This window comes from Roseateles hydrophilus (assembly GCF_026712245.1).
GTDB lineage: Bacteria > Pseudomonadota > Gammaproteobacteria > Burkholderiales > Burkholderiaceae_C > Pelomonas > Pelomonas hydrophilus.
In genome coordinates this window covers 1-24,028 of record NZ_JAPPUY010000006.1, presented here as the reverse complement: position 1 = coordinate 24,028, position 24,028 = coordinate 1, and the positions used below count along the sequence as shown (strand labels likewise).

29 protein-coding genes, 1 tRNA gene and 1 rRNA gene are annotated in these 24,028 nt (G+C 67.8%); 18 read left to right on the top strand and 13 right to left on the bottom strand.

The window, feature by feature from the left end; translation table 11 throughout:
• Nucleotides 1-65: 65 nt before the first annotated feature.
• From NYO99_RS19740 to NYO99_RS19705, 8 genes are all read left to right on the top strand, one after another.
• Entirely contained in the window at nt 66-932 is an 867-nt protein-coding gene (locus tag NYO99_RS19740; protein ID WP_422395522.1) for an AraC family transcriptional regulator, read from the top strand.
• A 10-nt stretch (nt 933-942) separates the two neighbouring features.
• Nucleotides 943-1,290: a hypothetical protein gene (locus NYO99_RS19735; protein ID WP_268169014.1), complete on the top strand. Its 348-nt coding sequence runs from the start codon at nt 943-945 to the stop codon at nt 1,288-1,290.
• Nucleotides 1,291-1,366: 76 nt separating this feature from the next.
• Complete coding sequence (locus tag NYO99_RS19730) at nt 1,367-1,624, top strand: hypothetical protein (RefSeq protein WP_268169013.1); 258 nt, start codon at nt 1,367-1,369, stop codon at nt 1,622-1,624.
• Nucleotides 1,621-2,994, top strand: coding sequence for a TolC family protein (locus tag NYO99_RS19725; RefSeq protein WP_268169012.1), 1,374 nt, complete (start codon nt 1,621-1,623; stop codon nt 2,992-2,994). The genes NYO99_RS19730 and NYO99_RS19725 overlap by 4 nt, the downstream gene beginning before the upstream one ends.
• A gap of 16 nt (nt 2,995-3,010) precedes the next feature.
• Complete coding sequence (locus tag NYO99_RS19720) at nt 3,011-4,384, top strand: multicopper oxidase family protein (RefSeq protein ID WP_268169011.1); 1,374 nt, start codon at nt 3,011-3,013, stop codon at nt 4,382-4,384.
• 7 nt (nt 4,385-4,391) lie between these two features.
• Complete coding sequence (locus NYO99_RS19715; RefSeq protein WP_268169010.1) at nt 4,392-4,874, top strand: cupredoxin domain-containing protein; 483 nt, start codon at nt 4,392-4,394, stop codon at nt 4,872-4,874.
• Between the two features lie 20 nt (nt 4,875-4,894).
• Nucleotides 4,895-5,218 (top strand): copper-binding protein, encoded by a 324-nt coding sequence (locus tag NYO99_RS19710; RefSeq protein WP_268169009.1) that lies wholly within the window; start codon nt 4,895-4,897, stop codon nt 5,216-5,218.
• 5 nt (nt 5,219-5,223) lie between these two features.
• Entirely contained in the window at nt 5,224-5,595 is a 372-nt protein-coding gene (locus NYO99_RS19705; protein ID WP_268169008.1) for a hypothetical protein, read from the top strand.
• A gap of 47 nt (nt 5,596-5,642) precedes the next feature.
• Here NYO99_RS19705 and NYO99_RS19700 read toward each other — a convergent pair.
• The 4 genes from NYO99_RS19700 to NYO99_RS19685 form a co-directional block, all read right to left on the bottom strand.
• Nucleotides 5,643-5,731, bottom strand: a tRNA-Ser gene (locus tag NYO99_RS19700).
• 62 nt (nt 5,732-5,793) lie between these two features.
• Nucleotides 5,794-7,089, bottom strand: coding sequence for a serine--tRNA ligase (gene serS, locus NYO99_RS19695; protein ID WP_268169007.1), 1,296 nt, complete (start codon nt 7,087-7,089; stop codon nt 5,794-5,796).
• A gap of 71 nt (nt 7,090-7,160) precedes the next feature.
• Complete coding sequence (gene ispH, locus NYO99_RS19690; RefSeq protein WP_268169006.1) at nt 7,161-8,138, bottom strand: 4-hydroxy-3-methylbut-2-enyl diphosphate reductase; 978 nt, start codon at nt 8,136-8,138, stop codon at nt 7,161-7,163.
• On the bottom strand, nt 8,138-8,581 hold the full coding sequence (locus NYO99_RS19685; protein WP_268169005.1) for an FKBP-type peptidyl-prolyl cis-trans isomerase: 444 nt from the start codon (nt 8,579-8,581) through the stop codon (nt 8,138-8,140). The genes ispH and NYO99_RS19685 overlap by 1 nt, the downstream gene beginning before the upstream one ends.
• A gap of 39 nt (nt 8,582-8,620) precedes the next feature.
• On the opposite strand from NYO99_RS19685, the gene radC reads away from it, so the two are divergent.
• From radC to NYO99_RS19670, 3 genes are all read left to right on the top strand, one after another.
• A complete protein-coding gene (gene radC / locus NYO99_RS19680) occupies nt 8,621-9,295 on the top strand; it encodes a RadC family protein (RefSeq protein WP_268169004.1) in 675 nt (224 codons plus the stop codon).
• The gene (locus NYO99_RS19675; RefSeq protein ID WP_268169003.1) at nt 9,292-9,936 is read left to right on the top strand and encodes a Smr/MutS family protein; all 645 of its coding nucleotides are present in this window, start codon (nt 9,292-9,294) and stop codon (nt 9,934-9,936) included. The genes radC and NYO99_RS19675 overlap by 4 nt, the downstream gene beginning before the upstream one ends.
• 150 nt (nt 9,937-10,086) lie before the next feature.
• Nucleotides 10,087-10,743, top strand: a complete 657-nt coding sequence (locus NYO99_RS19670; protein WP_268169002.1) for a hypothetical protein — start codon at nt 10,087-10,089, stop codon at nt 10,741-10,743.
• 39 nt (nt 10,744-10,782) lie between these two features.
• Here the strand turns inward: NYO99_RS19670 and NYO99_RS19665 are convergent, their stop codons facing one another.
• From NYO99_RS19665 to NYO99_RS19655, 3 genes are read right to left on the bottom strand one after another with little or no spacing between them, the layout of a single operon-like run.
• Nucleotides 10,783-11,178, bottom strand: a complete 396-nt coding sequence (locus NYO99_RS19665; protein WP_268169001.1) for a group II truncated hemoglobin — start codon at nt 11,176-11,178, stop codon at nt 10,783-10,785.
• On the bottom strand, nt 11,171-11,968 hold the full coding sequence (locus NYO99_RS19660; RefSeq protein WP_268169000.1) for a MinD/ParA family protein: 798 nt from the start codon (nt 11,966-11,968) through the stop codon (nt 11,171-11,173). Before NYO99_RS19660 ends, NYO99_RS19665 begins: the two co-directional genes overlap by 8 nt.
• On the bottom strand, nt 11,965-12,810 hold the full coding sequence (locus tag NYO99_RS19655; RefSeq protein ID WP_268168999.1) for a GGDEF domain-containing protein: 846 nt from the start codon (nt 12,808-12,810) through the stop codon (nt 11,965-11,967). The genes NYO99_RS19660 and NYO99_RS19655 overlap by 4 nt, the downstream gene beginning before the upstream one ends.
• A 101-nt stretch (nt 12,811-12,911) precedes the next feature.
• Between NYO99_RS19655 and NYO99_RS19650 the strand changes: the two genes are divergently transcribed.
• The 4 genes from NYO99_RS19650 (at nt 12,912) to NYO99_RS19635 (ending at nt 16,245) form a co-directional block, all read left to right on the top strand.
• Nucleotides 12,912-13,748, top strand: a complete 837-nt coding sequence (locus tag NYO99_RS19650; protein ID WP_268168998.1) for a CheR family methyltransferase — start codon at nt 12,912-12,914, stop codon at nt 13,746-13,748.
• Nucleotides 13,749-13,751: 3 nt separating this feature from the next.
• The gene (gene cheD, locus NYO99_RS19645) at nt 13,752-14,411 is read left to right on the top strand and encodes a chemoreceptor glutamine deamidase CheD (protein ID WP_268168997.1); all 660 of its coding nucleotides are present in this window, start codon (nt 13,752-13,754) and stop codon (nt 14,409-14,411) included.
• Between the two features lie 12 nt (nt 14,412-14,423).
• Nucleotides 14,424-15,512 carry a protein-glutamate methylesterase/protein-glutamine glutaminase gene (locus tag NYO99_RS19640; RefSeq protein WP_268168996.1) on the top strand — a complete coding sequence of 363 codons (1,089 nt, stop codon included), beginning with the start codon at nt 14,424-14,426 and terminating at the stop codon, nt 15,510-15,512.
• A 70-nt stretch (nt 15,513-15,582) separates the two neighbouring features.
• Nucleotides 15,583-16,245 (top strand): VPLPA-CTERM sorting domain-containing protein, encoded by a 663-nt coding sequence (locus tag NYO99_RS19635; RefSeq protein WP_268168995.1) that lies wholly within the window; start codon nt 15,583-15,585, stop codon nt 16,243-16,245.
• 27 nt (nt 16,246-16,272) lie between these two features.
• On the opposite strand, the gene hemW is transcribed toward NYO99_RS19635, so the two are convergent.
• The 5 genes from hemW to NYO99_RS19610 are packed head-to-tail and all read right to left on the bottom strand — an operon-like array spanning nt 16,273 to nt 20,676.
• The gene (gene hemW, locus NYO99_RS19630) at nt 16,273-17,457 is read right to left on the bottom strand and encodes a radical SAM family heme chaperone HemW (protein WP_268168994.1); all 1,185 of its coding nucleotides are present in this window, start codon (nt 17,455-17,457) and stop codon (nt 16,273-16,275) included.
• Nucleotides 17,458-17,461: 4 nt separating this feature from the next.
• Nucleotides 17,462-18,067 carry a non-canonical purine NTP pyrophosphatase gene (locus NYO99_RS19625; RefSeq protein ID WP_268168993.1) on the bottom strand — a complete coding sequence of 202 codons (606 nt, stop codon included), beginning with the start codon at nt 18,065-18,067 and terminating at the stop codon, nt 17,462-17,464.
• Nucleotides 18,064-18,786 carry a ribonuclease PH gene (gene rph, locus NYO99_RS19620; protein ID WP_268168992.1) on the bottom strand — a complete coding sequence of 241 codons (723 nt, stop codon included), beginning with the start codon at nt 18,784-18,786 and terminating at the stop codon, nt 18,064-18,066. Before rph ends, NYO99_RS19625 begins: the two co-directional genes overlap by 4 nt.
• Before the next feature lie 16 nt (nt 18,787-18,802).
• Nucleotides 18,803-19,711 carry a PP2C family protein-serine/threonine phosphatase gene (locus NYO99_RS19615; RefSeq protein WP_268168991.1) on the bottom strand — a complete coding sequence of 303 codons (909 nt, stop codon included), beginning with the start codon at nt 19,709-19,711 and terminating at the stop codon, nt 18,803-18,805.
• Nucleotides 19,708-20,676 (bottom strand): serine/threonine protein kinase, encoded by a 969-nt coding sequence (locus NYO99_RS19610; RefSeq protein ID WP_268168990.1) that lies wholly within the window; start codon nt 20,674-20,676, stop codon nt 19,708-19,710. Before NYO99_RS19610 ends, NYO99_RS19615 begins: the two co-directional genes overlap by 4 nt.
• A gap of 32 nt (nt 20,677-20,708) precedes the next feature.
• On the opposite strand from NYO99_RS19610, the gene NYO99_RS19605 reads away from it, so the two are divergent.
• The 3 genes from NYO99_RS19605 (at nt 20,709) to NYO99_RS19595 (ending at nt 23,695) form a co-directional block, all read left to right on the top strand.
• Nucleotides 20,709-21,623 carry a YicC/YloC family endoribonuclease gene (locus tag NYO99_RS19605; protein ID WP_268168989.1) on the top strand — a complete coding sequence of 305 codons (915 nt, stop codon included), beginning with the start codon at nt 20,709-20,711 and terminating at the stop codon, nt 21,621-21,623.
• A 50-nt stretch (nt 21,624-21,673) separates the two neighbouring features.
• Complete coding sequence (locus NYO99_RS19600) at nt 21,674-22,465, top strand: PEP-CTERM/exosortase system-associated acyltransferase (RefSeq protein WP_268168988.1); 792 nt, start codon at nt 21,674-21,676, stop codon at nt 22,463-22,465.
• A gap of 100 nt (nt 22,466-22,565) precedes the next feature.
• A protein-coding gene (locus NYO99_RS19595) for an IS3 family transposase (RefSeq protein ID WP_268168987.1) occupies nt 22,566-23,695 on the top strand; the annotation gives its coding sequence in 2 pieces (ribosomal slippage) (nt 22,566-22,827 and nt 22,827-23,695; 1,131 coding nt in all).
• Nucleotides 23,696-23,936: 241 nt separating this feature from the next.
• Here the strand turns inward: NYO99_RS19595 and rrf are convergent.
• A 5S ribosomal RNA gene (rrf, locus tag NYO99_RS21420) occupies nt 23,937-24,028 on the bottom strand; the annotation flags it as partial.

The following is a 24,028-nucleotide window of genomic DNA, read 5'->3' as shown; positions in this document are numbered from 1 at the left end:
GGCCTCCACTGTGCGCGCCCGCTCAGGCCGATAGGTATCATTCCGTCCGTACAACATATCCATTCATCCCAGTGCCCGACGCCCTGCCGCTGGACCGCCTCAGCCCGCTGCTGGAGCGCTTTCGCGTGCGCGCCAGCCTGTTCCACGCCGGGCCGCTGTGCGGCGTGACGCATTTCGACGCGCAGCCCGGACGGGGCTTCCTGCACGTGATGCGCAACGGCGAGATGGCCGTGCGCCACGCGGCCGGCAGCGGGCTGGTGGCGCGGTTGGTGGTGAGCGAACCCAGCCTGGTGTTCTACCCGCGCCCGCTGGCGCACGACTTCCACAACGCGCCCACCGAGGGCGCGGACTTCGTCTGCGCGACGCTGGACTTCGACCAGGGCGACGCCCACCCGCTGGTGCGCGCGCTGCCGCCGCTGGTGGTGCTGCCGCTGGCCCGCGTGGACGGCCTCAACGAAACGCTGACGCTGCTGTTCGGCGAGGCCGAGCGCGTGCGCTGTGGCCAGCGGCTGCTGGCGGACCGGCTGTTCGAGGTGCTGCTGCTGCAACTGCTGCGCTGGATGCTGGACCAGCGCGACAACCCGCTGCCGGTGGGCCTGCTGAACGGCCTGGCCGACGCTCGCCTGGCCCGCGCGCTGACCGCCGTGCATGCCCGCCCCGGCGAGGCCTGGACGCTGGAGCGGCTGGCCGCCGAGGCCGGCATGTCGCGCAGCCGCTTTGCCGAGGCCTTCCGCAACGCCGTCGGCACGACGCCTGCCGACTACGTGGCCGACTGGCGCCTGGCCATCGCCCGGGCCGAACTGCGGGCGGGCAAGTCGCTGAAGACGCTGGCCGCCGAACTGGGCTACGCCAACGCGTCAACGCTGAGCCGGCTGTTCACGCAGCGGCACGGCGGGCTGTCGGCGCGGGCCTGGCGACAGCAAGGCGGTTAAAGTGCCGGTCATGCGTTGCCCCGGCCGCTTCCTCGTCCTTTGCCTGCTGCTAGTGCTGCTGCCGCTGCGCAGCCTGCTGGCGGCCACGCAGCTGGACTGCGGGCCGGCGCAGCCGACGCCGGTCGTGATGACCGATGCGGAGCACGCGCATCACGACCACCAGGACGCAGATGACCCGGCCGACGCCCACCACAACCAGGCGTGCAAGCTGTGCGCCCCCTGCTGCCTGGCCGCCGCGCCACCACCAGCGTTGGCGCTGACCGTGACGAGTGCACCGGCCCAGCGCGCAGCGCAGGTGCCGGCCGAGCGCTGGACGGGCGTCGTGCCGCCGCTGCCCGACCCGCCGCCTCGGGCCTGAACCCCTCCCAACGCTGCCCTCCCGCCGCGCGCTTGGTTGCGCCTGGTGGGTCGACCACCCGTTCCGAGAGGCTGTCATGCCCTTGTTGTTCCCCCGCGTCGCGGCGCTGCTCGCCGCTGGCCTGGCGCTGAGCGCCACTGCCCAGACGCCCCGCCCCGACCCCGCCGATCCGCGCGCCCAGGTGCCGCGCGTCGCGCCCCGCCAGGCTCCGCCACCGCAGGCCGCCGATGATCCACCGCCCGCCGACTGGCGCGCCGCCAATGCCCGCGTCGAACGCGTGGGCGGCTGGCGCACGTACGCCCGCGAGACGCTGCCGTCGGAGAAACCGCTATGAAGCGCACGCTGTCCCTGACGACGCTGGCGCTGGCACTCGCCGGCTGCGCCAGCCTGAAGCCCGGCGACGAGGTCGCCGACGTCAACCGGCTGACCCAACACCACACGGGCCAGTCGCTGGCTGCCGAGCCGCTGCCGCCCAATACGTTGGCCGCCCGCCTGCGCGAGCCGCTGAGCGCTGACGCCGCCGTACAGCTGGCGCTGCAGAACAGCCGCGCGCTGCAGGCCCGCCTGGCCCGCCTGGGCGTGACGGCGGCCGAGGTGGATGAAGCCGGCCGGCTGCCCAACCCCGGCTTCAGCTTCAGCCGCCTCACGCGCGGCGACGAGGTGGAGCTGGAGCGCGGCTGGCACGTCAACCTGGCCCGGTTGCTGACGCTGCCGCTGGTGCGCCAGGCCGAGCAGCGCCGCCTGCAGGCCGAGCAGCAGCAGGCCGCCGCCGACGTGCTGGCGCTGGCCGCGGACACGCGCCGCGCGTGGGTAGCCGCCGTGGCCGCCGAGGAAACGCTGACCTACCGCCGCCAGGTGCTGGAGGCCGCCGATGCTGGCGCCGAACTGGCGCGGCGCATGCAGGCCGTCGGCAACTTCAACGCGCTAGCCCGTGCACGTGAGCAAGGCTTTGCGGCCGAGGCACGGCTGGCGCTGGCCCGCGCCGAAGCCCAACGCCTCGCGAGCCGCGAGCGCCTCGTGCGCCTGCTGGGCCTGTGGGGCGACGACGCTGCCGCGCTGCGTGTGCCCGACCGGCTGCCCGCACTGCCGACGACCGCCCGCGAGCAGCCCGACATCGAGACGCTGGCACTCGCGCAGCGCCTGGACGTGCAGGCCGCACGGCTGCGGCTGGAGCAGGCGGCGCGCCAGGTGGACGCCGGCCGCATCAACCTCTTCGTGTCCATGCTGGAGCTGGGCGTCGTGCGCAACACGTCCAACGAGGCGCCGGTGCAGCGCGGCTGGGAGGTCACGCTGGAGCTGCCGCTGTTCGGCCCCGGCCCGCTGCCGCGCGCGCAGGCGCTGGCCCGCGAGGCGGCGCACGATGCGGCCGACACGGCCATCCGCGCGCGCTCCGAAGTGCGCGAGGCCTACGGCCTGTACCGCGGCGCGTGGGACATCGCCCGCCAGCATCGCGACGAGTTGCTGCCGCTGGCCCAGCGCATCTCCGACGAGCAATTGCTGCGCTACAACGGCATGCTGATTGGCGTGTTCGAGCTGCTGGCCGATGCCCGCGCACAAGTAGCCGCCGTGGCCGCCGCACAGGACGCGCTGCGCGATTTCTGGCTGGCCCAGGCCGACCTGGACCAGGCCCTGCTTGGCCGCGCTGCGCCCACCCTGCCCTCCGCCGGCGCCGCGCCGGCTGCCGCCGCTGCGGCGCCCCACTGAACCCCGAGGACACCCCATGTTCAACCGACGTTCCCTGCTGGCGGGGTCGACGCTGGCCTCGCTGGCCGCCGTCTCCAAGGCGGCGATGGCCGCCCTGCCCGAGCCCGTCATCCAGACCTCGCCCGACACGCAAGCCCCGCTCGCTCCACCCAACGGGCGGCCCTACAACCCCGTCGTCACGCTGAACGGCTGGACGGCGCCCTGGCACATGAAGGACGGTGTCAAGGAGTTCCACCTCGTCGCCGAGCCCGTCGTGCGCGAGATGGCACCCGGCTTCAAGGCCCACCTGTGGGGCTACAACGGCCAGAGCCCTGGGCCCACGATCGAGGTCGTCGAGGGCGACCGCGTGCGCATCTACGTGACCAACCGGCTGCCCGAGGTGACCAGCATGCACTGGCACGGCCAGCGCCTGCCCAACGGCATGGACGGCGTCAGCGGCCTGACGCAGCCGCCCATCCCGCCGGGCAAGACCTGGGTCTACGAGTTCGTCGCGCGCCGCCCCGGCACCTTCATGTACCACCCGCATGCCGACGAGATGGTGCAGATGGCCATGGGCATGATGGGCCTGTGGATCACGCATCCCAAGGCGAAGCATCCGCACATCGCCGACGTCGACCGCGACTACGCCTTCCTGTTGAACGCCTACGACATCGAGCCCGGCAGCGCGACGCCCAAGGTCATGACGATGCTGGACTTCAACCTGTGGAGCTGGAACAGCCGGGTGTTCCCGGGCATCGCGCCGCTGGTGGCCCGCCAGGGCGACCGCGTGCGCATCCGCGTCGGCAACCTGACGATGACCAACCACCCCATCCACCTCCACGGCCACGAGTTCGAGGTGACCGGCACGGACGGCGGCCCGGTGCCCAAGACCGCGCGCTGGCCCGAAGTGACGACGGACATCGCCGTGGGCCAGATGCGGCAACTCGAGTTCATCGCCGACGAGGAGGGCGACTGGGCCTTCCATTGCCACAAGGCGCACCACACGATGAACGCGATGGGCCACAACGTGCCAACGATGATCGGCGTGGACCACAGCGGCCTGGCTGCCAAGATCCGCAAGCTGGTGCCGGACTACATGGTCATGGGCGAGCGCGGCATGCACGACATGACCGAGATGAGCATGCCGCTGCCCGACAACACGGCGCCCATGATGGCGGGCGAAGGCCCGTTCGGGCCGGTGGCGATGGGCGGCATGTTCAGCATGCTGAAGGTGCGGCGCGGGCTCAAGCGCGGCGACTACACGGACCCTGGCTGGTTCCAGCATCCGCCCGGCACCGTGGCGCGCGAGGTGGGCGACGCACCGCCCGCGACCAGCGCGCCGACACCGGCTGCGAGCGCGTCGGACGTCGAGGTTCAGGTGCGCAAGCCGCATGGCCACCACAACCACTGAGGCCTGCATGAAGACGCTCCTCACTACCGTCACTCTGGCCCTCGCCGCCGTGGCAGCACAGGCGCATGGCGACCATGCCGCCAGCGCGCCGACTGCGGTCAAGAAGGAACAGAAAGCCTGGGGCATCGCTGGAGACCGCCGCGAGGCGCAGCGCACTGTCGAGATCCGCATGAACGACGACATGCGCTTCACACCGTCGCGCATCGACGTGCGCCAGGGCGAGACCGTGCGGCTAGTGCTGCGCAACACCGGCGCCGTGCTGCACGAACTCGTCATCGGCACGCCACAGGAACTGCAAGCGCACGCAGCGCTGATGCTCAAGTTCCCCGGCATGGAGCACGACGAGCCCTACATGGCCCATGTGAAACCGGGCCAGAAGGGCGAGATCGTCTGGACCTTCAACCGTGCGGGCGAGTTCGACTTCGCCTGCCTCATCGCCGGCCACTTCCAGGCCGGCATGCGCGGCAAGATCATCGTCCGCGCGCGCTGAACCCCCATCAAGGAACTGCCATGAACAAGCTATTGCTCTGCGCCGCGCTGCTGGCGCTCCCCCTGCTGTCGCAGGCGACCCCGCCTCCCGCCTTGCCGGCGACACCTGCCTCCGCCGCCGACGCGATGACCGATGCCGAGGTCCGCAAGATCGACCTGGCCGCGGCCAAGCTCACGCTGCGCCACGCCGAGATCCGGTCACTGGACATGCCCGCCATGACGATGGTGTTCCAGGCCCGCGACAAGCGGCTGTTGGATGGCCTCAAGGTCGGCGACAAGGTGCGCTTCAAGGCTGCGCATGAAGGTGGCCAGTTCATCGTCACAGCCATCGAGGCAGCCAAGTGAGGGCGGTGCTCGCCCTGCTGTGCCTGGCCACCTGCGGCACCGCGGCAGCGGCCGCCCAGGTCGTCGACATCGCCTGGACGGCCGAGGGCCGTTTCACGCACACGGCGACGCTGGCGCCACGGGAATTACTGGAGGTGTGCGGCAAGCTGCCGCGGGGTGCCCACGTGGCCTGGACTTTCGAGGCCGGCGCGCCGCTGCCGTTCAACATCCATGTCCACCAGGGCAAGGACGTGGTGTATCCGGCAAGGCTGGAGCGGGCCGCCAGGGCGCAGGGCGTGCAAGTCTTTGACGCCGAGCCCGCGCACTGCTGGATGTGGACCAACACCGACACCAAGCCGGTGAAGATCGACGTCGACCTGCAACAGCACCGTCGCTGAACGCCCGGAAAAGAAAAAGCCCGCCGGGTTTGCCGGCGGGCTGTTCTTGGCGGAGAGGGAGGGATTCGAACCCTCGGTACGGAAACCGTACGCCTGATTTCGAGTCAGGTACATTCGACCACTCTGCCACCTCTCCTGATTCGGTGCGCTTGGTGCGAAGCCGACCATTATAGCCAGCTTTTTCGCCCTTGCTGCAAATCAGCCGCGCAACACCTCCACGCCGCCCATGTAGGAGCGCAGCGCCTCAGGCACGGTGATGCTGCCGTCGGCGTTCTGGTAGTTCTCGAGGACCGCGACGAGCGTGCGGCCCACGGCCAGGCCGGAGCCGTTGAGCGTGTGCACGAACTCGTTCTTGCCCTGCGCGTTCTTGAAGCGCGCCTGCATGCGGCGGGCTTGGAAGGCGCCCATGTTCGAGCAGGAGCTGATCTCGCGGTAGGTCTGCTGCGCCGGCACCCAGACCTCCAGGTCGTAGGTCTTGGTCGAGCCGAAGCCCATGTCCCCGGTGCACAGCAGCATGGTGCGGTACGGCAGGCCCAGCTTCTGCAGGATGGCCTCGGCATGCTGCGTCATCTCCTCCAGCGCGGCCATGCTGTGCTCGGGCTGCTCGATGCGCACCATCTCCACCTTGTCGAACTGGTGCTGGCGGATCAGGCCGCGCGTGTCGCGGCCGGCGGAGCCGGCTTCCGAGCGGAAGCAGGGGCTGTGCGCCGTCAGCTTGACCGGCAGTTCCTCAGCCTTCAGCACACTCTCGCGCACGGTGTTGGTCAGCGAGATCTCCGATGTGGAGATCAGGTACTGCTCGGTCTGCTCGTCGTCACCGCCGCGCAGCACCCAGAACATGTCTTCCTTGAACTTGGGCAGCTGGCCCGTGCCTTCGAGGATCTCGCGGTTCACGATGTAGGGCGTGTAGCACTCGGTGTAGCCGTGCTCGGTGGTCTGCACGTCCAGCATGAACTGCGCGAGCGCGCGGTGCAGGCGCGCCACCGGGCCCTTCAGGAAAGTGAAGCGCGAGCCCGACAGCTTGGCGCCGGTCTCGAAGTCCAGGCCCAGCGGGGCGCCCAGGTCGACATGGTCCTTGACGTCGAAATCGAACGTGCGCGGCGTGCCCCAACGGCGCACTTCGACGTTGCCCGTCTCGTCGGCGCCGGTGGGCACCGAGGCGTCGGGCAGGTTGGGCACGCTCATCAGCAGCGTGTTCAGCTCGACCTGGATGGCCTCCAGCCGCTCAGCACCGGCCTTCAGCTCGTCGGCGATGCCGCCGACCTCGGCCATCAGCGCCGAGGCATCCTCGCCCTTGCCCTTGGCCATGCCGATCTGCTTGGACAGCGCGTTGCGGCGGGCCTGCAGCTCCTCGGTGCGGGTCTGCACGCCCTTGCGCTCCGCTTCCAGCGCCGTGAAGCGCGCCACATCCAGGTAGGGCTGCGGGTTCTTGCGCGCATTCAGGCGCTCGATGACGGTGTCGAGTTCCTTGCGCAGTTGGGTGATGTCAAGCATGGGTGTCCTTCAAATCGAATACGAAAGCGGCGCCGATGTCAGGCGCCGCCGGATGCAGTGAGGCACCGGCTTCAAGATCGAGACGCGCTGACCTCGGCCATGGATTTGTCGCCCAGGCCCATGGGCAGCGGGAAGCGCACATGCTCCTCCACACCGGGCAGGCTGCGAACGGTTGTCGCGCCCAAGGCACGCAGGCGGTCGATGACGGCCTGCACCAACACATCCGGCGCCGAGGCGCCAGCGGTCAGCCCGACGCGCGCGCGGCCCGCCAGCCATTCGGGCTGCAGGTCTTCGGCGGCATCGACCATGTAGCCCGGCGTGCCCAGCCGTTCAGCCAACTCACGCAGCCGGTTGCTGTTGGAGCTTGTCGGGCTGCCCACCACGATGACCACATCCACCTGCGGTGCCAGCACCTTGACGGCATCCTGGCGGTTCTGCGTGGCATAGCAGATGTCCTGCTGCTTGGGCTCGCGCACCTGCGGGAACACGCGCTTGACCTCCGCCAGGATGTCGGCCGCATCGTCCACGCTGAGCGTGGTTTGCGTGACCACCGCCAGCTTGCTCTGGTCCTTGACGACGACCTTGGCGACGTCCTCGACCTCTTCCACCAGGAAGATGCCGTCGGACAGTTGCCCCATCGTGCCCTCGACCTCGGGGTGCCCCTTGTGGCCGATCATGATGAACTCGTAGCCCTCGCGGTGCAGCTTGGCCACCTCGACATGGACCTTGGTCACCAAGGGACAGGTCGCGTCAAAAATCTGGAACCCGCGCGCGGTGGCCTCGCGGCGCACCTCCTGGCTGACGCCGTGCGCGCTGAACACCAGCGTGGCGCCCGCCGGCACCTCGGCCAGGTCCTCGATGAAGATCGCGCCGCGCGACTTCAGGTCGTTGACGACATAGGTGTTGTGCACGATCTCGTGGCGCACGTAGATGGGCGCGCCGAACTTGACCAGCGCCCGCTCGACGATCTCGATGGCCCGATCCACGCCGGCGCAGAAGCCCCGCGGCTCGGCCAGCAGCACTTCCTGGGGTTGCACAGCAGGGTTCATCACAGCACGCCGATCACTTGCACTTCGAAGCTCACCGACTGACCGGCGAGAGGATGGTTGAAGTCGAACAGCAGCGACTCGTCGCCCAGTTCGCGCACGACGCCGGCATAGCCGCCCTGCCCGTCCGGGCCGGGGAACTGCACGACGTCGCCGACGTTGTAAATCTCGTCCGGGTCGCCCAGCTGGCGCAGCAGCGTGAGCTTCACGCGCTGCAACAGCTCGGGGTTGCGCTCGCCGAAGGCTTCGCCAGCCGCAAGCTGGAAGGTTTCGTGCGCGCCCTCCGGCAGGCCGATCAGGCGCGCCTCGATGGCAGGCGCCAGCTGGCCGGCGCCGAGCGACAAGGTGGCGGGCTTGTCGTCAAAGGTGTTGACGATGTCGGCACCGTCCGGGCCCGTGAGCCGGTAATGCAGGGTCAGAAAGGACCCGGCCTGGATGGGGTTCATGCGAGAGAAGGGACGCTTGGCTAGACTGCGGCCGATTTTATGTCGCTGACCCACCTGCCCCCTGATGCCCGTCCGCGCGAGAAGCTGCTCGCTCGCGGCCCGGCTGCGCTGGCAGACGCCGAACTGCTGGCGCTGCTGCTGCGCACGGGGCTCAAGGGCATGCCCGTGCTGCAGCTGGCGCAGAGCCTGCTGGACCGTTTCGGCGGCTGGGCGGGGCTGTTGGCGGCCAGCGTCCAGGACCTGGGCAAGGTCAAGGGCCTGGGGCCCGCCAAGCGGGCAGAGATCGCCGCCGTGCTGGAAATTGCGCGGCGGTCGCTGAACCAGCGCCTGGCCGAGAAGCCGGCAATGAACGACGTCGACACCGTGAAGACCTACCTGCGTCTGCACCTGGGCGGCCTGGGGCAGGAGGTGTTCGCCGTGCTGTTCCTGGATGCGCAACTGCGCCTCATTGCGATGGAGACGCTGTTCCACGGCACGCTGACGGCCACGACGGTGCATCCACGCGAGGTCGTCAAGCGCGCGCTGGCGCTGGGCGCTGCCGCCGTCGTGCTGGCGCACAACCACCCCAGCGGCGTGGCGGAGCCCTCGCGCGCCGACGAGTCGCTGACGCGCCACCTCGCGCAGGCGCTCGCGCTGGTGGATGTGCGGGTGGTCGACCACTTCATCGTCGGCGCGGGCGAGGTACTGTCGTTCGCCGAGCGGGGTCTGCTGTGAGCCGCGTCGCCCGCAGCCTGGCCGACCTGAAACCGCTGGCCCGCGAACTGGCCGCCGCGCGCCTGGCCGCGGAAGCCGAGCGCGAGCGCGTGGCGGCGGCCTTGCGGCTGGCCGAGCAGGAGCGCCGCGTCTTCGAACTCAGCGTCGGGCCGGTAACGCCCCTGCGCCGCGTCGACCGCGTGCTGCACGATGTGGCGCAACCCGCGCCCGAGCCGCGCCAGCGCGAAGCCGACGAGCGCGCCGTGCTGCTGCAGGCACTGTCGGACGAGATCGACATCGAGAGCCTGCTGGAAACCGACGAAACGCTGTCCTTCCGCCGCGAGGGCATCAGCCTGGAGGTGGTGCGCAAGCTGCGCCGCGGCCACTGGGCGCTGCAGGCGCAGCTGGACCTGCACGGCCTGCGGCGCGACGGCGCGCGCGAGGCGCTGAGTCTCTTCATCCATGACGCGGCGCGTCGCGGCCTGCGCTGCGTGCGTGTCGTGCATGGCAAGGGCCACGGCTCGCCTGGGCGCGAGCCGGTGCTCAAGGGCCGCGTGCGGCGCTGGCTGGTGCAGAAGAACGAGGTACTGGCCTTCGTTCAGGCGCGCGCCTGCGATGGCGGCGCGGGCGCCCTCATCGTGCTGCTGTCGGGCAGCGCCTGACACAGCACTGACGCCCGGGCCCGCCGCCACCTCACGTTGCGCGGCCGACACGGGGCGCGACGCCATTGACCCGCGCCGTTAGGCCGCAGTAGCCTGGGCACGAGGCGCCACGCGCGACCACTGGTTTCCCCACCGTCGAGAGGAGAGTCCATGAGCCCGTCCCACGCCCTAACCCACCGTGCGCCGCAGCCCAGGAGTTACCTGGGCATCGGGCTGGTGCTGGCGCTGCACCTGGCCGGCATCTATGCGCTGAGCGCAGGCCTCGTACGCCCAGAGCCCAAGCCGCCCGGCAACATCGTGCTCAAGCCACTGCCGCCCGAGGCAGCGCCCGAACTGCCCAGGCCCGAGCCGCTGCGCGCCGACCAGCCGCTGCTGCGCGACGTGCCCGTGATCCAGCTGCAACCGCCGGTGGTCGACATCGTCGCGCCGCAGGAGTCGGCCGCGCCCAGCGCCGTCGTGGCGCCTGCCGAGGCCACCCCGACACCTGCACGCCCCATGCCTGCGCAAGGCCTGCCCCCGGCCCAGCCGGCCGTTGCCCGGCCCCAGGTGCAGGCGCCCGGGGCGGTGTGCTCCGTGATGCCCAGGCCGGAGGTGCCAGCGATCAGCTGGACTGGCGAGGCGGTGCTGCAGGTCGTCGCCACCGTTCGCGGCGGCCGCGTCGTCGGCGCCGATGTGCGCGTCACGCAAGGCGTGCTCGACGGCAAGACGCGGCGCGCGTTGCAGCGCTCGGTGGAGTCAGCGCTGGCCGGCTATGCGTGCCAGGGCGACGCGATGTTCCAGCAGGACTTCGCGTTCCGCGTCGACTGATCAAGCGCAAGCCGTTGGCGGCCGGTGCACTCCAGCGCGTCAGCCGCCGACGTTGCGCATCCAGTCGGCCGTGCCGGCGAAGGACTCCGCCAAGCGCTCACGCAAGGCCGGGTCCACGTCGATCTCCTGCATGGCCTGGCTCATGCAGGCGACCCATTCATCGCGCTCGGCAATGCCGATGCGAAACGGCAGGTGACGGGCCCGCAGCCGCGGGTGGCCAAAACGGCTGATGTAGTGATCGGGCCCACCCAGCCAGCCGCACAGGAACCAGAACAGCTTGTCGCGCGCTGTGTCCAGCGAATCGCCATGCGCCGCACGCAAGCGCGCGTAGGCAGGCTCGAGGTCCATCAGATCGTAGAAGCGGTCGACGAGTTCGCGCACGCGGCCCTCGCCGCCCAGCCACTCGAACGCCGTGGTCGGTTGCGCGTCAGCCAAGGAGCTTGGTGGCCAGGGCCTTGATGGCCTGCGCAGCGTCGCAGCCCGGGTAGTTCTCGAGCATCAGCTGGCGCTTGAGCACTGCTTGGCGCACGGCTGGATCGGCCCGCACCTCGCCCAGCAATTCCAGCTTGAACCCCTGCCCGGGCGCCGGCCCGACAAAGCGCTGCAGCACCTGCTGCAACTGGCCGCAGATCAGCTTGCCCTCGCCCACGCGGTTGGCCTGGTTAACCAGCAGGCCCACATGGCGGCGCTCCTGCTGGGTGGCAAGCACCTTGATGGTGGCGTATGCGTCCGTCAGGGACGTGGGCTCGGGCGTGGCGACCACGAGGACGTCCGCCGCGAGCGAGATCGCGAACAGCACCACATCGGAGATGCCTGCACCGGTGTCGAGCAGCACCCAGTCAAAGCGCGGCTTCACGAGGTCGATGATGTGCAGCAGTTTGTCGCGCACCTCGGGCGTGAGGCGCGAGTACTCCACCATGCCCGAGCCGGCCAGCAACACACTGAAGCCGCCAGGCGCGGGCAGGATGGCCTGCTCCAGCGTGGCCTTCTCGGTGAAGACGTCATGCAGCGTCAGCTTGGGGTGCAGGTTCAGCACCACGTCGAGGTTGGCCAGGCCGAGGTCGGCATCCAGCACCAGCACCTTCTGGCCGCGCGCGGCCAGCGCCGCCGCCAGGTTGGCGGTGACGAAGGTCTTGCCCACGCCTCCCTTGCCGCTGGTCACAGCCAGCGTACGGGCGCCGGCGCGCGGCGGGCGTACAGCAGCAGGATCGGTGTTCGTGCTCATGGCAGGTCCTGTTGCATTTCAAGAATGGGGGAGGCGAACAACATGCCCTTTTCTTCGGCACTGACCAGAGAATCGACCTGGGGTTCAAGGCAGGCGCGGTTGCGGCCCTCAGCCTTGGCTCGGTAGAGCTGGCGGTCGGCCCGCTCCGTCCACAGCAGCGGGGATGAGCGCACCCAGGGCGGTGCGAAAGCCCCTCCCAGGCTGACCGTGACGCCCAGCACCTGGCCTGGGCTGACCTCGATGGCCAACTGGGACACCCGCTCGCGCACCCGCTCGGCGACGAGCACGCCCACATGTGTGGCGCAGTTGGGCAGGATGATGGCGAACTCCTCGCCGCCCACGCGCGCCACGAGATCCATAGGACGCACGGCCTGCACGACGGCCTGCGCGACGGCGCGGATCACCTGATCACCGGCCTGGTGGCCATGGTTGTCGTTGACCGCCTTGAAGTGGTCGATGTCCAGCATCAGCAACAGCGCCGGCTCGCCGGCACGCGCCACGCGATCCGCCTCCCGCGCCAGGGCCATCTCAAAGCTGCGGCGGTTCACGAGGCCGCTCAGCGCGTCCTTGCTCGACAGATCACACAGGGCGTCCACGATGGCCTGCAACCAGGCAACGCTGCCCGGCGCCTCATCCGGCAGCATTGCCCCGGCCTGCTGGAGCAGTTGCAGGGCCAGGCCCAGATCAAGCGCACAGGCGTCGATCAATGCAGGAGCGGGCGAGCGGTTTTCCAAGGCGTTGCGGGCGGTCAGGAACAGCGCGGATGCGCTTTCGGTCAGTCTAGCAGCGGCCCTGGCATCAGCAGGTCGTGAAACAGGCACGTTCCCTCGGACTGTTTGCACTATGCTGGGCCGAACCCACCCCGAGGATGACGGGGCTGCGGTGCAGAATGGGCCTGACCCGCCACATCTGCTGCGAGCGCCCACAAGTACTCCTCCACGACATGCCCGCACCCGACCTCGCCCAAGGCAACGAAGACCACGAGTTCAGCTTCAGCAAGGCCGACTTTGACCGTGTGCGCGAGCTGATCTACAAGCACGCCGGTATCAGCCTGCACGACGGCAAGCATGCGATGGTCTACAGCCGACTGTCACGGCGCCTGCGCGAGACGGGACACCGCAGCTTTGCCAGCTACCTGCAGTGGCTGGAGGCCTCCAACTCGGCGGCGGAATGGCAGGAGTTCGTCAACTGCCTGACCACCAACCTGACCTCCTTCTTCCGCGAGGATCATCACTTCCACGCGTTGAAAGATGACCTCCAGCCCTACGTCGGCAAGCAAGTGCGCATCTGGTGCTGCGCGGCGTCGACCGGTGAAGAGCCCTATTCCATCCTGATGACGTGCAGCGAGGCTCTGGGGGCCGGCGCCTCTGTGCAGCTCGTCGCCAGCGACATCGATACCAATGTGCTGGCCACCGCGCGGCGCGGCGTCTACAACGCCGACGCGCGCGGCCTGGACGCCACGCGGCTGAAGAACTTCTTCATGCGCGGCACGGGTGCCAACGCCGGCAAGATCCGCGTCAAGCCCGAGTTGCAGCGCTGGGTGGATTTCCGGCCGCTGAACCTGATGGACACGCAGTGGCAGCTCGGCGACCCCTTTCACATGGTGTTCTGCCGCAACGTCATGATCTATTTCGATGCGCCCACCCAGCGAAAGGTGCTGGAGCGCATCCACCGCGTCATGCGGCCTGGCGGCCTGCTCTTTGTGGGCCATTCCGAGAACTTCACCGAATCGCGCGACCTGTTCAAGCTGCGCGGCAAGACGATTTACGAACGGGTCTGATCCATGAGCACGCCTCTCGCCACCGCATCGACCCTCGGCAACCCAGCCGCACTCGCCAAGGTCAACCAACTCAAGACCCAGCCGCGCAAGCAGGGCGAGGCCTCGTTCTTCTTCTACGACGCGCACTTCAAGAACGCAGCCGTGAAGATCCTGCCCGGCGAGTACTTCGTCGACCAGGAGGACCTGCTGGTTATGACGACGCTGGGCTCCTGCATCGCCGCCTGTCTGTGGGATCGCGTCGCCAAGGTGGGGGGCATGAACCACTTCATGCTGCCCGAGGGCAACGGCGACTCGGGCCGCTATGGCTCGTTCGCGATGGAACTGCTGATCAACGAGATGATGAAGCGCGGCGCCGTCAAGTCACGCATGGAGGCCAAGATCTTCGGCGGTGGCGCCGTGATCTCGGGCATGAACTCGCTGAATGTCGGCGAGCGCAACACCAACTTCGTCATCGACTTCCTGAAGCTCGAACGCATCCCCATCGTGTCCAAGGACGTGATGGATGTTTACCCGCGCAAGGTCTGCTTCCTGCCGGCCAGCGGCAAGGCCATGGTGAAGCGCCTGGCCCCGACCAACACGGACGCACTGGTCCAACAGGACAAGGCGGCCATTCAGAAGGTACAGCCGGTCGCCAGCAGCGGCGGCTCCATCGACCTGTTCTAAGGAGAGACAACCATGGCCAAGACCAAGGTCGTGGTGGTGGACGACTCGGCGCTGGTGCGCTCCATCCTCACCGAAATCATCAACCGCCAGACCGACATGGAATGCATCGGCGCGGCCGCCGACCCCCTGCTGGCGCGCGAGATGATCCGCAACCTGAACCCGGACGTCATCACGCTGGACGTAGAAATGCCACGCATGGACGGGCTGGACTTCCTGTCGCGCCTGATGCGGCTGCGCCCCATGCCGGTGGTGATGGTGTCCACGTTGACCGAGCGCGGCGCCGAGGTCACGCTGAAGGCCCTGGAACTCGGTGCGGTGGACTTCGTCGCCAAGCCCAAAATCGGCGTGGCAGACGGCATCCGATTGCTGGCGCAGGACATCACCGACAAGATCCGCATCGCCGCCAAGGCCCACATCCGCCGCGCACCGCCGCCACCGGCGGCCGGAGCAGCGGCGCCTGCAGCAGCCAAGCCGGTGACGATGGCGAGCCTGGGCCGCGCGTCCACCGAGAAGCTCATCTTCATCGGCGCCTCCACCGGCGGCACCGAGGCCACCAAGGACGTGCTGGTCAACCTGCCGGCCGACAGCCCGGCCGTCGTCATCACGCAGCACATGCCGCCCGGCTTCACCAAGAGCTACGCGGCGCGGCTGGACGGCCTGTGCAAGATCCGCGTGAAGGAAGCCCAGGACGGCGAGCGCATCCTGCCCGGCCACGGCTACATCGCGCCCGGGGGCCTGCACCTGACGGTGGAACGCAGCGGCGCGAACTACATCGCCCGCGTGCAGGATGGCGACCCCATCAACCGCCACAAGCCATCGGTCGAGGCGCTGTTCCTGTCCGCCGCGCGCGTGGTGGGCCAGAACGCCATCGGCATCATGCTCACCGGCATGGGCGCCGATGGCGCCCGCGCCATGAAGGTGATGAAGGACGCTGGCTCTTACAACTACTGCCAGGACGAGGCCAGTTGCGTCGTCTTCGGCATGCCGCGCGAGGCCATCGCGGCCGGCGCGGCCGACGAGGTGCTGCCGCTCAACCAGATCGCCGGCAAAGTGCTGGAGCGACTGCGGGCTACGTCGGGCATGTCGCTGAACCGCGTCTGATCCCTAGTTCAACGGCGTCCGCGGGGCGCGGGCTCGGTTAGGGTGCGCGCTTCGCCACGGAGACCCGTTCATGAAGCTGCCCCTTTCCACCTTCACCGCGCTCGCCTTGCTCAGCGCCTTCAGCGCGCACGCGGCCGACACGTCCTTCAACACCGAGCAGGCCTTTGTCGCAGCAGCCGGCGCGACGGTGATCGAGAGCTTCGAAACGCTGGCCGGCCGCGGCCGCACGATGGCCCCCGTGGTCACCCCCCACTTCACCGTCAGCACGGGAAATGCCCCCATCGGCGTGCAGACGGCCGCCAACGCGCCATCACCCGGCTATGGCTCAGCGGCGGTCGATGGCAGCCAGTACCTCTCTGTCTACTTGGCGGATGCTGCGCCAGGCAGTCTCAGCTTCACGCTGGCCACACCGAGCACCAGCTTCGGCCTGTACCTGACTGATCTCGGCGAGGTGGCGGGCGAGGTGCGCCTGCAAACCAACGCCGGGGCTTTTTCAGGCGGCGCGCTGGTCGCGCAGTTCCCGCCGCTGGTGGGCGAAGGTCAGCGGCTGTTCTTCGGCTTCACACAGGACGTCGCGTTCACGCAGGTCACACTGACGGTGACCGGACTGGACGAGGCCTACGGGCTGGACAAGGTCTACGTGAGCGTGGTGCCAGAGCCTGCCGCCGCCTGGCTGATGCTGGCCGGCCTGGGCGTGGCAGGCATCGCCGCCCGGTCGCGCCGCGCGCGCTGATCGCGACAGCGGCGCGGCGGCGCCCGCTCAGAGAAACAGCTGCTGCAGGTCGCTGAGGAAATCGAAGCCGCGCTCGGTGGGCTGGATGCGCGCGGGGTCAGCCGCCAGCAGGCCACGCCCACGGGCCGTCTCCAGTGCCTTGCCAATGCTGGACGGCGGCAGCCCGGTGCGCTCCAGGAACTGCGTCACGGTCACGCCCTCCTTGAGCCGCAGCGCGTTCAGCATGAACTCGAACGGCAGGTCCTTGCGGGCCACCTCGTGCTCGTTGCTGACCTTGTTGTCTTGGGCCATGAAGGCCGCCGGCTCACGCCAGCGCACCTGGCGCAGCACGCGGTTCGGGAAGCTCAGCTTGCTGTGCGCCCCGGCGCCGATGCCGAGGTAGTCGCCGAACTGCCAGTAGTTCAGGTTGTGCGCGCAGCGGTGGCCGTCGCGTGCGTAGGCCGAGACCTCGTAGCGCGACAGCCCCTGCGCACCGGTCTTTGCGGTGATGAGGTCCAGCATGTCGCTGGCCAGGTCCGGATCGGGCAGGTGCTCGGGCGTGCGCGTCGCGAACACCGTGTTGGGCTCGATGGTCAGGTGATAGATGGACAGGTGCGGCGGCTTGAAGCTCAGCGCCGTGTCCAACTCGCGAGCCAGCTCGTCCAGCGTCTGGCCCGGGAGCGCATACATCAGGTCGAGGTTCCAGGTGTCGAACGCGCCGGCCGCCTCGGCCAGCGCCTCGCGCGCCTGCGTGGCACTGTGCACACGGCCCAAGGTCTTCAGCTGCGCGTCGTCGAAGCTCTGCACACCCACCGACAGGCGCGTGACGCCCGCCTGGCGAAAGCCCGCAAAGCGCTCGCGCTCAAAGGTGCCAGGGTTGGCCTCCAGCGTGATCTCGCAGCCCGGCTCCAGCGGCAGGCGGGCGCGCAGGTCGGAGATCAGCTGCGCGATCTGCTCGGGGTTGAACAGGCTCGGTGTGCCGCCGCCGATGAAGATGCTGACGATGGGGCGGCCCCAGATCAGCGGCAACGCCGCTTCGAGATCGGCGCGCAGTGCTGCGAGGTAAGCCTCGGCCGTGTCGATGGTCAGCCCGCCGTTCTTCACCTCATGCGAGTTGAAGTCGCAGTACGGACACTTGCGCAGACACCACGGCAGGTGCACGTAGAGCGCCAAGGGCGGCAGCGCGGGCAGCTGCAGCGTGCCCGGACGCATGAGGTGCTGGAGGTCGGCCATGTCGTCAGCCGAGGTACCAGACCTCGCGGAACTGCTGGATGAGCTGCACCGCGGCCAGCGCGCGATGGCTGTGCTGGTTTTTGACGGCGGCGCCCAGGCTGGCCACGGTCTGCCCGAGGGCCGGAATGTGCATCAACGGGTCGTAGCCGAAACCGCCCTCGCCGCTCGGCGTGGTCAGGATTTCTCCCATCCATCGGCCCATCGCGATCAACGGCTCGGGGTCGTCGGCGCTGCGCACCGCCACCAGCGCACAAACGAAGCGTGCGCGCCGGTCGCCGATACCGCTCAGCTCGCGCAGCAAGCGCTCGTTGTTGGCGGCATCGCTCTTCTCGCCGCCCGCATCCAGCGCATAGCGGGCCGAGCGCACGCCCGGTGCGCCGCCCAGCGCGTCGACGCTGATGCCAGAGTCGTCGGCCAGCGCCGGCAGGCCGCTGAGCCTGGCCGCATGGCGGGCCTTGGCCAAGGCGTTTTCGGCAAAGGTGTCGAAGGGCTCCTCTGCCTCCGGAATGCCCAAGCTGCCCTGGTTCACCAGCTCGATGCCAAGCGGTGCGAACAAGGCCTGCAGCTCGACGAGCTTCTTGGCGTTGTTGGAGGCCAGGACGAGCTTCATGCCGACTTCTGCAAAGCGATCAGCTCACGGATGCCCTTGTCCGCCAGGTCGAGCAGGGCGTTCATCTCATCGCGCGTGAACACAACGCCTTCGGCCGTGCCCTGCAGTTCGACGAAGCCGCCGGAGCCGGTCATGACGACATTCATGTCCGTGTCGCAGGCCGAGTCCTCGGTGTACTCCAGATCCAGCAGCGGCAAGCCGTCGACGATGCCGACCGAGATGGCCGCCACCGAGTCCTTGATCGGCGAGCGCGACAGCTTGCTTTCCGCGATCAGCTTGTTGACGGCATCCGTCGCGGCCACGAAGGCGCCGGTGATGGCCGCCGTGCGTGTGCCGCCGTCGGCCTGCAGCACGTCACAGTCCAGCGTGATGGTGCGCTCACCGAGCGCGGCCAGGTCGAACACAGCGCGCAGTGAGCGGCCGATGAGGCGCTGGATCTCCTGCGTGCGCCCGCTCTGCTTGCCCTTGGCGGCCTCGCGGTCGCTGCGGGTGTGCGTGGCGCGCGGCAGCATGCCGTACTCGGCCGTCACCCAGCCCTCGCCCGAGCCGCGCTTGTGCGGCGGCACGCGCTCTTCCACCGAGGCGGTGCAGAGCACGCGTGTCGAGCCGAACTCGATGAGCACGGAGCCCTCGGCATGCACGGTGAAACCGCGGGTGATGCGCACCGGGCGCAATTGATTGGCGGCGCGGCCAGCGCTGCGCGTGAAGGTCTTGGTCATGACGGGAAGAAAAGAGTTAGCGCCGATGCCGGCCGCGACCGGACTGGCGGATGGCCTCGTTGATCTCGCGCACCGAGCGCTCGATCTCCTCGTCATCCATGCCGGCGACGAGGTCGGCATCGAGCGCGCCTTGGATGGTGGACGCGAAGCCGGAGTTGCCGAGGTTCTGCGTGGTGTCACCGGCGGGATCGCCCTCGCCCTCCCACTCCACGGACAGCACGGTCACGTTGTCACTGCGCTCGCCACCACGGCGCAACGCCTGCTCCACCAACTCCGGAACGGATTCCGAAATGGCCAGGTCGGCCATCTGGCGAACGATCTCGTGGTCTGCGACGCTGCCCCACAGGCCGTCGGAGCACAACAGAATGCGGTCGCCCGGCTCCATGATCAGCGGCCCCTGGCAGTCGACCATGGGCTTGCCCGGGCTGCCCAGGCAGGTGAACAGCACGTTGCGGTTGAACGCCTCGGTGCCACGGCCCACACGCCCCAGCGCCTCCTGCAATTCGGAGTACGAGTGGTCGCGGGTGCGCGCGATCAACTTGCCACTGCGCACGAGGTATAGCCGCGAGTCGCCGCAATGCGCCCACCAAGCCTGATTGCCCTGCAGGATGCAGGCAACGACGGTGGTGCGCGGCGTATCGGTCAGCCCCTTGCTCTCCGCGTAGCGGAGCAACTGGTGATGGGCGATGACGATGGTTTCCTGCAGGAAGCGCTGCGGATCGTCGAGCACCGGGCGCGCGTCCTGCTGGAACAGCGCAGCCAACGTCTGCAGCGCAATCTGCGCGGCGACCTCGCCTTCCGGATGTCCGCCCATGCCGTCAGCCAGCGCGAACAAGCCGGCCTCCCGCGTGAAGCAGTAGCCCATGCGGTCTTCGTTGGTCTCGCGGCCACCGCGACGACTGACTTGGAAGACGCTGAATCTCAAGCTTTTGCCCCGGACTTCAAGTTTTCCAGTTGGAGTTTCAGGCGCTCGCTGAAACTGAGCTTGGTGTAGCGCCGCTCGGTCTCACGAGCGAGCTCCTTCTGCAACGCGAACACACTCTGCGGGCGCGACAGCGGATCCAGCGACATGCACCACTCGGTCACTTCGAGCAGGTTGTCGGAGTAGACATTGCGCAGACGCGACAGACTCAGGTTGAGGCGATCCTTCTCCAGGCGCTGCGGCGCATCGTTGGGCGGATAGCCCTGCATGCAGGCGTAGATGCAAGCGCCGATCGCATAGATGTCAGTCCACGGCCCTAACGAGCCGTCGCGCCGGTACATCTCGGGTGCCGCAAAGCCGGGCGTGTACATCGGACGGATGAAGTTGCCCTCTTTGCTCAGCACCTCACGCGCGGCGCCGAAGTCCAACAGCACGGCCTTGTTGTCGTTGGTGATGAAGATGTTGGCCGGCTTGATGTCCAGGTGCAGCATCTTGTGCTGGTGCACGATGCGCAGGCCGCGCAGGATCTCGTCGAACAGGCTGCGGATGGTGGACTCGCGGAAGACCTTGTCCCGCTTCATGTCGCGCGCGGTCACGATGAAGTCCTGCAGCGTGTCGCCCTGCAGGTAGTTCATGACCATGTAGACGGTCTCGTTCTCGCGTAGGAAATTCAGTACCGAGACAACGCTGGGGTGCGAGATCTGCGCGAGCGAGCGCCCCTCTTCGAAGAAGCTCTTGAGCCCCAAGCGGTACAACGGCTGCTTCTCGGGCTTGACGCGCGGCGTCAACTCCCCAGGGGAACGCTCGGCCAGCGACGAGGGCAGATATTCCTTCAGCGCGACAAGGTGGTGATCCGGGTCTTCGGCCAGATAAACCACGCCGAAACCGCCAGCCGCCAGCCGCTTGATGATCTGGTAGCCCCCTACCACCGTGCCTGCTGGCAATGGCGCCGGCTTCGGCTTGGACATAATCGCGTTTTGTCTGTTTATGCGAGTGCGAAATGCCAGTCTACAGCATGACCGGGTACGCCAATTCCACGGCACAGCCCCCTAAGGCCGACGACGGCACCACACTTTCACAAGCGAGCGTGAGCGTTGAGTTGCGCTCGGTGAACGGCCGCTTCCTCGACTTGTCCCTGCGCATGCCGGAAGAGTTGCGCGGGCTGGAACCGCAACTGCGCGAGCTCATCGCCTCACGATTCAAACGCGGCAAGATCGAACTGCGGATCAACACGCAGCGCGAGGCAGACGGCAGCTGGCCGCAGCCTCACCCCGAGCAGCTGAATCGCCTGGCCAATCTGGAGTCCAAGGTACGCACCTGGCTTCCGCAAGCGGCGCCGCTTTCAGTTCACGAAGCCTTGAACTGGTGCAAGGCTGGCGGCAGCACGACAGCCCAACTCGACGGCCCGACGCTGGAGGCCGCCAAGGCCTGCGTCGAAGGCCTTGCCGAATCGCGCAAGCGCGAGGGTGAAAAGCTCGTGCTCATCCTGACTGAGCGAATAAAGCGCCTGCGCGAGCTGGCTGACGAAGCCGAGCCCCTGCTGCCGGCCGTCGTCGCCCGCCAGCAACAACGCTTCCTCGAACGCTGGCAGGAGGCCCTGGCAGCCACAAGCGCTGCCGGCACCGTACCGCAAGAGGCACTGCAAGAGCGGGCGCTGAACGAGGCTGCAGCGTTTGCCATCCGCATCGACGTCGCCGAAGAACTGGGACGGCTACGCGCCCATCTCGATGAACTCAGCCGCCTGTTGAAAAAAGGCGGCGAGCTCGGGAAGCGACTGGACTTCCTGATTCAGGAGCTTCATCGCGAAGCCAACACCTTGGGTTCGAAATCCGCAGCGCTCGAACTGACCAACGTGTCCGTCGAGATGAAAGTCGCCATCGAACAAATGCGCGAACAGGTGCAGAACATCGAGTGAATGCACCAGCATGGCTTGCTACCATGCAGCAACAATCAAGGGGGCACTTCATGACTGATCCGCAGGAAACCAGGGATCTGGCCGGAGCTTTTCAGAAGTACTTCACCATCGCGCCGGCACTTACCGCCGAAGATCGCAACGAAGTTTATCGGATCCGCCATGACGTCTACTGCCGCGACCTTGGCTGGGAACCCATCCGCGCTGACGGCATGGAGACTGACGCAGCAGACAGGCACTCGGTGCATTGCCTGTTGCGCAAGCAAGGCACCGGCGAACCTGTGGGCTGTACTCGACTGATCCTCGCGAAGGGGCAGGAAGAGTTGCCCTTTGAGGACAGTTGCCGACACGTTTTGGATCGCAGCTTGGTAGATCCGAGCCAACTCCCGCGCGACACCATTGGGGAAGTGTCGCGGCTCGCTGTGGTCAGCGCGTTTCGCCAGCGCAAGGGCGAACAAAACATGGCGATGACCTCGGCGTCTGAAGCGAACTTCGCACTAGACCAGCCGCTGCCCCGCTTCCCTTTCATCCCTGTGAGCCTCTACCTCGCAGCAGCAGCCGTAGCGAGACACCTGCAAGTGGAGCATGTCTTCGTGCTGACGGAACCCAGGCTGGCCAGTCATTTCTCGCGCATCGGCTTTGACATACGTACCGTTGGCGGTGAGATCGAGCACCGCGGCATACGCGTACCGTCGCTGCTGAGCTCAAGCAAGGTCGTCGAGAACCTTCGTCCCATGATCCGACCGTTGTACGACATCGTCCAACAGTCTGTCGAAGCGAGCTTCGCCAAACATCCCACGGTCGTGGATGGGCTCAAGCGCGAGGGCTGGCCCCGGGAAACGTGAATCGCACTGCTTGCGGAGAGGGGCAAGTCAACGCTGACCTGCAACCCGCCACCCGTACGACGCCAATAGAGAAGAATCCGCGCAACCGAGAGGAAGCGCGATGCGCAAGAGCAGATTCACAGACGAGCAAGTCATCGGGTTCATCAAGCAGGCCGATGCCGGCATGAGCGTGGCGGACCTGTGCCGCCGAGAGGGCTTCAGCTCGGCAACCTTCTACAAGTGGCGTGCCAAGTTCGGCGGCATGGAGGCCAGCGACGCCAAGCGGCTGCGCGACCTGGAAGCCGAGAACAACCGACTCAAGAAGCTGCTGGCCGAGGCCGTGCTGGACAACGAGGCGCTGAAGGTGGCCTTCGGCGTAAAGCGCTGAGCCCACCGGCGAAGCGACGCGCGGTGGGCATGATGTTGGAATCGACCTCGATCAGTGAACGGCGCGCCTGCGCGTTGGTGGGCTTGTCTCGCGACAGCTGGCGGCATCCGCCTCAGCGTGTGCAGCAGGACCAGGCGACGAGCCAGCGCATCGTCGAGCTGGCTCACGAGCGGCGGCGCTTCGGCTATCGGCGCATCGGCGATTTGCTGCGCGCGGCAGGCACGAAGATCAACGACAAACGCGTGTACCGGCTCTACAAACTGGCTGATCTGTCAGTGCGCAAGCGCCGCGGCAAGCAGCGCTTAAAGCTCGAGCGCGTACCGCTGCACGAGTGCCAGACGATCAACGAGGTGTGGAGCATGGACTTCGTCAGCGACAGCCTGGCCAGCGGGCGGCGTATCAAGTGCCTGACCGTGACCGACGACTTCAGCCACGAGTGCGTGGACATCGCCGTCGATCACGGCATTGGTGGCGAGTACGTCGTGCGCGTGCTGGACCAGGTGGCGCGGTTCCGGGGCTACCCGCAGGCCGTGAGAACCGACCAGGGGCCGGAGTTCACCAGCCGCGCCTTCATGGCCTGGGCGCAGGCCAAGGGCGTGCGCCACATCCTCAACCAGCCGGGCAAGCCCACACAGAACGCCTACATCGAGAGCTTCAACGGCAAGTTCCGCGACGAGTGCCTCAACGAACACTGGTTCCAGAGCCTGAAGCAGGCGCGTGTCGAGATCGCGCGCTGGCGGACCGACTACAACGAGGTGCGACCGCACAGCAGCTGCGGGCGGATGCCGCCGGCGAAGTTCGCGGCCCAGCATCGTCAAACAACCGGCGGCGCCGTGCCGGCGCCGCAGCAAACCCAGGAGTAATCTCCTTTAACAGCGGATTCCTCAAATCGACTGGCACGGGTTGTGGGGGCAGGTCAGACCGGAGAGCGATACGCCCCGACAAGCGGCTTGCACGTACGCCGAGAACATGCTCACAGCCAGAACGAGTTCCGCAGCATTTGGCATTTACAGCCCTTTGCTGCGTCTGCTGCGTTTGCTGCTTTGCTCCCCAAAAGCGAAACCCCCACCAGCTTTCACTGATGGGGGTTGGCTTTGAATAATAGCCTGACGATGACCTACTTTCACACGGGAATCCGCACTATCATCGGCGCTGACTCGTTTCACTGTCCTGTTCGGGATGGGAAGGAGTGGGAC